General features: G+C 38.4%; 13 protein-coding genes. 7 read left to right on the top strand and 6 right to left on the bottom strand.

What is annotated here, in order from left to right; genetic code table 11:
* The first annotated feature begins 177 nt into the window (after nucleotides 1-177).
* Nucleotides 178-747, top strand: a complete 570-nt coding sequence (locus tag G6554_RS24790; protein ID WP_166246766.1) for a hypothetical protein — start codon at nucleotides 178-180, stop codon at nucleotides 745-747.
* Nucleotides 748-955: 208 nt separating this feature from the next.
* Nucleotides 956-1669 (top strand): MOSC domain-containing protein, encoded by a 714-nt coding sequence (locus tag G6554_RS24785; protein WP_166246765.1) that lies wholly within the window; start codon nucleotides 956-958, stop codon nucleotides 1667-1669.
* Between the two features lie 48 nt (nucleotides 1670-1717).
* Here G6554_RS24785 and G6554_RS26120 read toward each other — a convergent pair whose 3' ends face one another.
* Together G6554_RS26120 and G6554_RS24780 are read right to left on the bottom strand one after the other, a co-directional pair.
* Nucleotides 1718-1852 (bottom strand): hypothetical protein, encoded by a 135-nt coding sequence (locus G6554_RS26120; RefSeq protein WP_278187296.1) that lies wholly within the window; start codon nucleotides 1850-1852, stop codon nucleotides 1718-1720.
* A gap of 12 nt (nucleotides 1853-1864) precedes the next feature.
* On the bottom strand, nucleotides 1865-2104 hold the full coding sequence (locus G6554_RS24780) for a hypothetical protein (protein WP_166246764.1): 240 nt from the start codon (nucleotides 2102-2104) through the stop codon (nucleotides 1865-1867).
* A gap of 246 nt (nucleotides 2105-2350) precedes the next feature.
* Between G6554_RS24780 and G6554_RS24775 the strand changes: the two genes are divergently transcribed.
* Nucleotides 2351-2533 (top strand): hypothetical protein, encoded by a 183-nt coding sequence (locus G6554_RS24775; protein ID WP_166246763.1) that lies wholly within the window; start codon nucleotides 2351-2353, stop codon nucleotides 2531-2533.
* 117 nt (nucleotides 2534-2650) lie between these two features.
* On the opposite strand, the gene G6554_RS24770 is transcribed toward G6554_RS24775, so the two are convergent.
* The 3 genes from G6554_RS24770 to G6554_RS24760 form a co-directional block, all read right to left on the bottom strand.
* Nucleotides 2651-4312 carry a LolA family protein gene (locus tag G6554_RS24770; RefSeq protein ID WP_166246762.1) on the bottom strand — a complete coding sequence of 554 codons (1662 nt, stop codon included), beginning with the start codon at nucleotides 4310-4312 and terminating at the stop codon, nucleotides 2651-2653.
* 17 nt (nucleotides 4313-4329) lie between these two features.
* Nucleotides 4330-4869 (bottom strand): RNA polymerase sigma factor, encoded by a 540-nt coding sequence (locus tag G6554_RS24765; RefSeq protein WP_166246761.1) that lies wholly within the window; start codon nucleotides 4867-4869, stop codon nucleotides 4330-4332.
* A gap of 315 nt (nucleotides 4870-5184) precedes the next feature.
* Nucleotides 5185-5526: a YqzG/YhdC family protein gene (locus G6554_RS24760; protein WP_166246760.1), complete on the bottom strand. Its 342-nt coding sequence runs from the start codon at nucleotides 5524-5526 to the stop codon at nucleotides 5185-5187.
* 168 nt (nucleotides 5527-5694) lie between these two features.
* Between G6554_RS24760 and G6554_RS24755 the strand changes: the two genes are divergently transcribed.
* Nucleotides 5695-6510: a DUF4362 domain-containing protein gene (locus tag G6554_RS24755; protein ID WP_166246759.1), complete on the top strand. Its 816-nt coding sequence runs from the start codon at nucleotides 5695-5697 to the stop codon at nucleotides 6508-6510.
* Nucleotides 6511-6646: 136 nt separating this feature from the next.
* Complete coding sequence (locus tag G6554_RS24750; protein WP_166246758.1) at nucleotides 6647-7153, top strand: GNAT family N-acetyltransferase; 507 nt, start codon at nucleotides 6647-6649, stop codon at nucleotides 7151-7153.
* 42 nt (nucleotides 7154-7195) lie between these two features.
* Here G6554_RS24750 and G6554_RS24745 read toward each other — a convergent pair whose 3' ends face one another.
* Entirely contained in the window at nucleotides 7196-7570 is a 375-nt protein-coding gene (locus tag G6554_RS24745) for a YbaN family protein (protein ID WP_347564350.1), read from the bottom strand.
* 203 nt (nucleotides 7571-7773) lie between these two features.
* On the opposite strand from G6554_RS24745, the gene G6554_RS24740 reads away from it, so the two are divergent.
* Nucleotides 7774-8229 (top strand): DUF2269 family protein, encoded by a 456-nt coding sequence (locus G6554_RS24740; protein WP_308107595.1) that lies wholly within the window; start codon nucleotides 7774-7776, stop codon nucleotides 8227-8229.
* Nucleotides 8230-8376: 147 nt separating this feature from the next.
* Nucleotides 8377-9795, top strand: coding sequence for a tetratricopeptide repeat protein (locus G6554_RS24735; RefSeq protein WP_166246756.1), 1419 nt, complete (start codon nucleotides 8377-8379; stop codon nucleotides 9793-9795).
* The last annotated feature ends 85 nt before the right edge of the window (nucleotides 9796-9880 follow it).

Here is a 9880-nt window from a genome sequence, read left to right as displayed (position 1 = left end):
ATAATATATTCATCTCACTCGTGCAACTAGTATTACCAATTTTTCCAAAACATTCCATATTAAATGTTGAATTTATAAGGCTATTTTTGATTAGCCCATTGTTGGGAAGTAGTATCTGGTATAATTAAGGTAACAGTGGAAAACTTATCCTTGGAAAATTGGAAGGGAGTCATTCAAGTGTTATCTTTTGAGGAAAAAAGGGCTATTTTTCATTCATTTAAACTAAAAGAAAAGAAAATTAGTAATGGAAGAGTAAGCTTTGTTTATCCTGAGAGTCATCAAAAGGGACAAGTGTTGGCAACACAATTACATCCAAGTGGAAATGGCTACGTGAATGGTAAGTATATGTCAGCAGAGATCATTGAGAAATATGGGTACGAAGTTGATCCACGCGGTTGGATTTCAATTAAGGTTTTTTCAAAGGATGAAATCGCGAAGGTGATAACAGAGGCGATGAGGTCAATGGCAGTGGTGCCCAGTGAGGAACCTTTTGAAAAAAATGAGAAGGAAATTTCTCAGCAGACAGATGAGCCAGTAGAAGAGCAGGGGATTACAGGTAGAAAGGTCGAAAAAAGTTTAGAAACTCAGAGAATGGAAACGATTGAAAAAATTCAACCTTCTACATATGAAATTTATCCTGGTTCGTGTTTATTTACCTGGCTGGGGCTGACATTATCGACAATGGAATATGGCTTTTTGGTTTGGAGGAAAGCTGTAAGGAAATATGCAGGAATTGGATCAAAATGATAGCATTAAGTATAGTCAATCAGGAAACCTTGCCCATTAAGCTAGCAAGGTTTTTTCTGTGAAATTTAAAAAGACATAAGCGCAAGAAGGGATGTAAATCCCCTTTGCCGAATTGAATAAAAAGGAATTCGGCAAAGGGAAATGGAGTTAGAACCAGCACAAAGAAAAGTGATGGTTGTGTTGGTTTTAATGTTTAGGAGGAAACAAAATGGCTATTTTATTGAAGCAGGTATTTGTTGGGCTACCAAAAACAATCGGTAGGAATGAGGCAGTAAATCCAATGGAGCGGGAATGGACAAGTGCAATTTTTAAAGATCCTGTCGAAGGGCCTATTTGGGTTGGCAAAACGGGTTTAACAGGGGATGGACAGGGTGATTTAGAGCACCATGGTGGGCCTGAGAAGGCAGTGTTCGCCTATCCGCTTGAAAATTATTTTTACTGGCAAAAGGAATTGGGGAATTCCGAGATATCCGCTGGCGGTATGGGGGAAAACTTGGTTTTGGAACATATAACAGAGGAAACCATTGCTATTGGTGATACCTTTCAAATTGGTGAGGCCGTTATTCAAGTTTCGCAGCCTAGACAGCCTTGCTGGAAACCGGCACGCCGTTTTAAAGTGAAAAACCTAGCGCTGCTATTGCAAAATACAGGAAAAACTGGCTGGTATTTTCGCGTTCTACAAGAAGGATTAGTGGAGGCGGGGCAATCATGTACTTTACTCAACCGACCGTATCCGCAATGGACTATTCAAAAAGTAAATCAAGTGATCCATGGGAGGCAACAGAACTTTCCTGAAATGGCAGCACTCTCTGAATGTCATTTGCTTGCCCCAGGAATGAGGGATACTTTAGTAAAGCGAATAGAAAAGCAAGATTCTGGTGCCCCAGATATCCGTAGTCGGGTATATGGGCCAAATGAATAAGCGAACCCAATGTGACCATCAATCAAAAGTGAACGGAAGATGCCTCCTTTAAAGGCGGTCATCTTCCCAGGCTCGATCATCATCTTTACTATTGTATTTTTCCTTTAATGTTTGTTCCTCTTGGTTCCGAATCACAGTACTTTTTAACGGTTTCCTTTGCGTATTGCTGTTTGCTTTTTTCATCTGTATTCCTCCCTATGTTTGCTCAAAGAATCCTAAAGCATATTTAACCACTTCTTGAATATCATTCGTTTCGTATGCTACGAAATCCTCATTGGTGATGTTCATCTTAACACCTTCCAGTGCATACCCGCTTTCTAGATCGAGTTCTAAAAGTACCTCATAACCTTCAGGATTTTTTTTCGCTTCCATTATGTTGAACGTCTGAATGGAAGTGCCTGTTTCATAATCGATGGATTCCACAAACTCCGACATGCAATCACCGCCTTCTTTTAGGATGTAACCTCTTATAGTTTAACCCTCGGGGCACCAAGTATCCCTTGATTTAAGGGATGGTGAGGGGGTAAATAAAATCCCATTTGTTGAGGAATATTTTAAAAGCCTAAATGTTTTGAAAACGCTTACAATTTATTAAAGGAACTGATATAATAATACCAAGGAGACCTCATGATTTTTTTCATCAAGAATGTCTTATTGAAATCAAGAAAGGGGTAGAGAAGAATGACTGAAAGCATTTTTAAACACTTAGAAAAGAAGGGAATCGTCGTTTCAGAGCATCAGATTCAACCTTTAATGTCACAGTGGGATGCATACAAACTACTCACCAATAATTCAAATCCCGAAAAGTTTGCCACTAATAAGGCAAGCCACAAACATATACCAGTGGAGCCCAAACTCCATTAAATTTCTCAAAATACTTCATTAAGAAAAATCCCCCATACACTATGAAAAACTTGTAAAAGGTGTCAGGCACCATATTTTCACATGGTGCCTGACACCTTTATTCATACTTCTATATTGTTATTTAGGGTCGTATCCAACGACGGTCCAAATTCCTGTGGAGTCCTGTCTTACTATTCGTTTTAGGTAGACTTTCTTAATCGGTGTTTTGTCACCACTTACCTCTATGACGGCCTCTTTTCCATTATTTTGGCTTACTTTAAGCTCCTCAATGGTTATCGGGTACTCACCAGTAATCCCATTAGGGGACATTTTAAGGCTGACAAATATCTGGGCGCTAAATACTGGGTCGAGTTTCCATGGAGAGCTTCCGGCATCAACGCTTTTTTGGTCATTTTCCTCAACGGTTAAGTCATATGGAACTTCAACCTGCGGATGCATTTGCCCTTCAACAGTTGGTATTTCTAAGGAACTACTGGTTATGTTTTTTGTCCACGAAACCAGTTCTTCTAAAGGAACATCCCCAACTACTGCAAATTCATAGCCGTCCATCTGCCAACGTATTGAGCTTACATCCGTTATACCTGCATAAAGACTGCCACCGCCCAGAATTCCTACATCTTCCTGAATAGGTGACTGAATTTCAGCTTCCCCATTAATGAGTTTCCCTAAAATGGCCGTAGGAGCTGGCTTAAACTCGCCGCTCGCTTTTCCTTGTACAAGGATAATTGTATTTGCCTTATCCTTATCCTTTGAGCTGTAATACGTCTTTACAATTTGTTGTGCAGGAATCACAGCCATGTGGTCCTGAAAGTATCCAGTAGGGATGGTTTCTGGTTGTTTCGGTATAAAGCCAACAGCTGCCTTGATTTCGTTTAGCTCGTTTACAACTTGCTCAGGATTTATGTCAATTACCTTAAAGCCCTCTGGCAGATGATATGCTAGGAGTTCCTTAGGGATTGACTCGCTGAAGTCCATCTTTGTATAGGTTACTTTGTATTGAATAGACTTTTGCATCGCCGTTTGCTTCTGCAAGGGCAGCTTCGTTTCTTTATCAATCCATATTTTATATGGTGAGCCGCCTCTAGGGGTAACCTCCACAATAGAAGCCTTCCTTCCGGCAATGGTTTCTTCGCCCATAACCTTAGTTGACAAGGCATTCTTTGTTTCGTTTATTTCATTTCCCAGTTCAAAAATAAAATGATAGGCATCCGGAAAAGCTGGGAATAAGTGGACTTTCCTTTCTTTCGTTTGCAGCTGCCACTTCTTTTGCCCGTTGTTAATAGTGATAATATCTTTATTTGGACCTTTAAGCCCTTTAAGGTAATAATGCCCATCTTGATCCGCCCAAACCTCCAACATTGCTTGGGTGGTAGATTCACCTGAAGCATTTGTTTCTGCTATTTCCATTATGCCATGATAGGCTTTAACATCCTGAAAGGCAGCAGCCATGGCATTCACGATATTTGTGTGACCAGTGGGTAAAGCGAAATTGATGATAAGTGCCATAAGTGCCGCGATGCTGGCAATGCCAGTAAACCATACCCATTTTTTATGTTTGCCCGGTTTTTTTTGGGAAACTCTCTCCTCAACAGCCTTTGTTAATTTCATTTGAAAGCCAGGTGTTGGCATAGCTGGCTCCTTTAGGCTTCGGACCATTCTGACTGTTTGAAAAAGCTCTTTTAATTCTTCGGAATCGGTTGAACGTTCATCTTCATCCGGCTTTTGTTCCTCATTTAAACGATCAATAAAATTGGATAATTTTTGTTCACTTTGCTCCATCGAAATGTCTCCCCAATCTATTTATTTTTAAGGATGTTGGCAAGAGCCTGTAATGCCCGATGCTGCATAACACGAATGGTCACTTCCTTTTTATTCATGATTCTGGCAGTTTCAGCTGTCGAGAAGCCTTTGATAATCCGAAGTTCAATCACAGTTCGTTGTTCTTCATTAAGTTTATTAAGCTGAATAAGTGCATTTTCAATGATCATCCGCTGTGTACTCTCTTCTGAAAGATCGGGAACAGCATTTTCTACTGGTTGAAATACATCAATATCAACGGTTGGGCCCCTGCGTTTTTTCTTCCGCCATAAGTCGCGAAGCACATTAAGGGCGACTGTTTTTAAAAAACCAATATATTTATCGGGATGAACGTTCCCCCTATTTAAATAAGAAAGGGCCTTTACAAAGGTTTCTTGCGTGATATCTTCTGCTTCCTCCCGATTTTGAACTTTATAATAGATGTATCGGTAAACCGGTTCCCACGTTGCGTGGCATATTTCTTCGATGGAATCCATGTTTCCTTGGTTCTCATGTTGTGAATTCTTGTTGTCAGGCATAGTTTGTGCACCTACTTTCTCTGCCGAGTTGCTATCAATAATAAAAACGTTCAGATGAACCAAGGTGTTACATAACGGTCCATATTTTTATTCATTTTCATATTGGAACTGTCTTTCGTACTTGGCAGGTATGCATTCTTATCAAAAATAGTGAATAGAAATAAAAAGAGGCAAATGGTAAAATTGTGAAAAGTGGCATATTTTACATAGTTATATTGGGGAATGGGGATGGATTTGAAGTTTGTAGTAGGATAAGTGTCGTTTTCGAAAGGAACATTTGAAAATATGCTCCTTTCGAAAACGACTGCCTTATGTTTATCTTGAGGTCTCCTTGAATGAAATTTTATTGACTTTTCCAGTTACATTGTTAAATTCAATATTTACAAAAACGCCGAATTCTTTTCCGTTATCTTTTAGCCAGAGTTTGAATTTTTCAGTTGAGGATTGTGAGCCGGGGACTCTCCCAATATGAAGATAGTCAATGATTTTAGCATTCGGATATTTTTCATGGGTTTTCTCCATTGCGATGGTTCCAAACTTCGCATATGGGGGAATCGGCTTACGTTGTGCGTTGACAGTATTTATTTTTATGGGTGGTTGTATGCTCACAGAGAAAAAGACAATAGTGGCAAACAAACCAGTTAGCAGTTTTTTCAAGTCATTACCCTCTTTGCTTTTATTTTTATCATGTCATTTTCGGTCCAAACTTATGAATTTAATACGTAATAGTATTCCAACCAGTGAGGTGAATGAAATGTATCAAAGATGGTCAAGAAACGTTCTTAAGGATTATCTCGTCTCTTCTATTAAAAGGAAGTGAGTAGTATGTTAAAAAGAACAAACCTAATGGTATTTATTATATTGTTCTGTACGTTTATCACTGGTTGCCAATTAGCTAAATCCAATTCATTTGATTACCCTAAAAAACCAACTAAAAATGAAGTGGTTAATATTCATGGAGGTTTGGAAAATATTGATCGGTTAGATCTTTTTGTGAAAAATACACAGAACGGAAAAAAGGATATGATCCGACTTACTCAATATACAATTGAAGGGGATCCGATTTTTCAAGACTTAGAATTTGATGGGACCAAGGTAGCAATTAAAATAGACTCAACAAAGGATAAGTTTGGCGGGGGAGAGGTTAGAAGCTACGTCTGTAAAGGGATTCGAAAGCAGGAATCCAATACGCAAACACAATATACTTTAGAAGAATGTCCAGATATAAGTGATTTACTAACCATTTCCCACGATGTTGAGAAACAAGATCTTTTTGCCTTTGAGCTAAAATATGGTGTAGGTTTGAAAAACAAAATCGATACCAAAAATCAAGAAGTTATTAAGAACGTATCAAATGGCAATACCACCGTCATAGATGATTTTCAGTTTTCAAAAGGAGAACTGAACCAAATTTACAAACAGATGATTCTTTCTAATTTCTTGGGTGACAAAAGGCTTTCAACCAAATGTACGCAAAAAACATTTGAAAGCTATGAATTGACGATTTGGATTAATGACGGGATCCGCCATTTTAAATGGTCGGAATGTGATAAGAGTACGGATGGGACAGAAATGACGGAGTTAGTCCATAACATAGTAGATATCTTAAAGAACAACTCAGCCTATCAGGCACTCCAGTAGTTTTTTGAAAGTAAATAGGAATGGTCCAAATTAGATCACGAAAGAAATGAGAAATTGGATTTTCCGATAAATGCCCTTCGTCAGAATAAAGAATCTAGTGTTGTTAAAAACGAATAGTACAAAAGGGGATCATGCCATGGAAATTAGATTACTAAACCCATCAGATGCCGAAAGCTACTGGGTGTTACGTTTAGAAGCATTAAAGGAAAATCCGGAGGCATTTTTAACAAGCTATGAAGAATCTGTAATAAGGGAAGATGCAGTGGAACAAACTGCCCGTAATTTTTCCACAAACGGAAACTACACGTTTGGAGCATTTGAGAATGATGAACTGATTGGAGTTGTAACATTACTGCAGGAAGACCGGAAGAAAATAAGACATCGGGCAAATATTTTTGCCATGTATGTCACCCCAAGGAAACAGGGTCTAGGGATAGGGAAGGCGTTAATGATAGAAGCAATTAATAAAGCGAAAGAGATCAAAACGATTGAACAAATAAACCTGGGTGTCATTGCAAGTAATCAAAAGGCAAAGAGGCTTTATCAAAAGCTAGGTTTTAAAACATTCGGAGTGGAGGAAAGGGCACTTATCGTAGACGGTGTTTATTACGATGATGAATATATGGTTCTTGATCTAAAGTAGATCACAACCTGGCACTATCCAACAGTATGGATGGTGCCATCTTTATTTTGAATTATTCTGGCTGGCCTTGCCAACCTGGATTGTTTTAATTTTAAAAATAAAATAATAGTATTTATAGGCCACAATTAGCAATAGCATAATCCGCAAAATAGTCCGATCGAGAAAGAAGAAGGCAATAGCGATCATGACGTCGGCAAATAGGAGAATGGTTAATTTCTGCTGTAAGGTCATCGCACGCTCTCTTACGAAGTTTTCCAAATGACGCTTGTAGATGGTTGTTCCTTTGAACCAGTGTTCAAAACGCTCGGACCCTTTCACAAAGCAGAATGATGCTAAAAGTAAGAGTGGGGTGGTGGGTAATAAGGGCAAAATGATTCCCAAAATGCCAAGACCGAGTGCTAGAAATCCTATAAAAATATAGATGAATTTAAAGAATTTATTGATAGTAGCTGCCCCCTTTTAGGCGCACAGAAAATCCTAGTTTCCTTACATTATACCATTTTAAATGTGAGAAATTAATGGCGGAAAGTCTATAAAACTTTATCGCTGAGCAAGATATCACATTGTAGTCACATTGTTTATGGTAAAATGGGAGCAAGCAGATAATGGAGGTTGGCACAGTGATTTCATTTTACAAAGTCGTAGTGTTCATACATATATTTTCAGCTATACTGGGAATGGGGCCAGGATTTATTTTAACGACTGTGGTCAAATCGGGAAAAACAATGACCGAATTAAGACATTCATATAAAATTAGGCATAAATTACATATATTTGTGATGGTTGGCGGCACGCTTTTACTTGTCACAGGTTTGACCATGGGTATTTTAAATCCCGTCCTATTTCGTATGGGATGGTATGTAACGAGCCTTGTACTCTTTTTGGCAGCGCTTGCAATTGGCCCTCTGGTCCTTTCGCCAAGGTCAAAACCGGTTAAAGAACTATTGGCCGCCCATAAAGGTGAAGATATTCCTGAAGAGTATTGGCAATTATCAAAGGTTTTGTTTCAATTCGAAAACCTTGAAAATGTAATTTTTCTAATCATCATTGCTCTTATGATTCTAAAACCATTTTAGCAACAGAAGGTATGGCATATAATCTGCCATACCTTTTACCATTTCGATAAACACCAAGGCAATAGTTGATGATCCGCATTCCACATAACTGACATATGGTATAATAAACCTAACAAGAGTACAAAATTGACGGGAGGCAATAGGAAAATGAATAAAGAATTGATGATGCCAACGGAAATTTCCATTAAGAATAAAAAGCATGCCATAAAAGGACAGGTCATTCGAGCGGCCATTTTTGCCAGAAGTAAGGTAATTGAGGTTGTAACCGGAGATAGTGAAAAATACTATCTAATTTACTATAAAAACTCACTTGTTTTCGGAGCTATACTTGATCAAATAGAAGAAGGCACATTTATTCATAAAGCGCTGCTTGAAGGCATTGTCATAGAATCTTCTAATCCCATCTTAACCGCCTTAATCCCTCAGCAATTCGTTTCTTTACCAAATAAACATAAACTTTTCTCCCAATTACAGCTTCATTTTTCTTTACAGGAAGTAGCCTACATTACCACAACTCTCGATTCCTTTTTCGAAAAAGCATGGATAATTGAAATGATTGATAAGATTTTCTTTCACCTTAGAAGAAACGGGAAATTTATGAAAGCCTATCAGGTTATCCGAATTTTATGCGATTTTGCACCTTCCTTAACATCTGCCAAGGAACGACTGGATTCACACGAATTCAATTCCTACCACAACTTTTACCATTCCTTAGACTACCCAACCATTTTTCAAAAGGATCCCTTCTTTGTAGAATTAAACTGTTTCAAAAATCGATCTTCTTCAAATGAACGAATGATCTTAGAAGACATCTTATGTAAACAAGATCATTTAACTGCGTTATTACTATGGCTGGAACATGTGAATCGGCCTCAAGACCTTCAAACCATTAAGAAGTATACGGATATTGCGACCGACTTTGTCCCTATGGAGGAATGGATGCTCATTTTAGGTAAGGTAAACATCAATCCGTTCCGAGTGTTACCTGATTCAAAAGTGATTTTGGAAAAGATGATTCAAAAAGGAAATGTTGAGCAAGCAGCCACATGCCTATTCAAATTTATTCATGATCTGCCGTCTTCCTATGATGATACCCTCGAAATCATTTGGGAAAAGTGCGATGCCAATTTCGTTCTATCACACTTTGACGAATTTGCTCCTTTGTTGGCACGCCTTTCCCACACGGAAAATACCAAGCAATTGGAAGATAAGATTTTTCACTTGGCGGTCAATATGCTTAACGAACATGATATTTCAGAAGTTCACAATAAACTTTTAGCTATTGGGAGGCATTATCCGGTATCTGAGGTGCTGAAAAAAATTAATGAAATGGTTGAATTAGTGGAAGATCCTGATCGCATGATGGAATTAGGTGATTACTATGCGGAATTTAAACAATTCGATAAGGCCATTGACTGCTTCTACTGGGAAATGGAACTTCAGCCACAAAATCCTTCACCAGTACGAAAAATCAGCAAAATGTACCAAAGTAAAGGATTACCAAAAGAAGCCGCCGCCTATCAAAAAATCTATGACCAACTAAAAAGCAACCAAGAAACAGGTTAATAAGGTGATAAAAGGGAAAAGGGTGTCAGGCACCATGTGAAATTTCACATGGTGCCTGACACCCTTTCTCATGTTTCAATTATTT

It is taken from the genome of Bacillus sp. MM2020_4, assembly GCF_011250555.1.
Lineage (GTDB): Bacteria > Bacillota > Bacilli > Bacillales > Cytobacillaceae > Neobacillus.
This window is presented reverse-complemented; position numbering and strand designations above follow the sequence as displayed.

Bases quoted from the DNA above. Each gene is read 5' to 3' on its own strand.
- G6554_RS24750 (WP_166246758.1), top strand. From the start codon at position 6,647: ATGGAAATTAGATTACTAAACCCATCAGATGCCGAAAGCTACTGGGTG.
- G6554_RS24780 (WP_166246764.1), bottom strand. From the start codon at position 2,104: ATGTCGGAGTTTGTGGAATCCATCGATTATGAAACAGGCACTTCCATT.
- G6554_RS26120 (WP_278187296.1), bottom strand. From the start codon at position 1,852: ATGAAAAAAGCAAACAGCAATACGCAAAGGAAACCGTTAAAAAGTACT.
- G6554_RS24735 (WP_166246756.1), top strand. From the start codon at position 8,377: ATGAATAAAGAATTGATGATGCCAACGGAAATTTCCATTAAGAATAAA.
- G6554_RS24775 (WP_166246763.1), top strand. From the start codon at position 2,351: ATGACTGAAAGCATTTTTAAACACTTAGAAAAGAAGGGAATCGTCGTT.
- G6554_RS24785 (WP_166246765.1), top strand. From the start codon at position 956: ATGGCTATTTTATTGAAGCAGGTATTTGTTGGGCTACCAAAAACAATC.
- G6554_RS24770 (WP_166246762.1), bottom strand. From the start codon at position 4,312: ATGGAGCAAAGTGAACAAAAATTATCCAATTTTATTGATCGTTTAAAT.
- G6554_RS24765 (WP_166246761.1), bottom strand. From the start codon at position 4,869: ATGCCTGACAACAAGAATTCACAACATGAGAACCAAGGAAACATGGAT.
- G6554_RS24755 (WP_166246759.1), top strand. From the start codon at position 5,695: ATGTTAAAAAGAACAAACCTAATGGTATTTATTATATTGTTCTGTACG.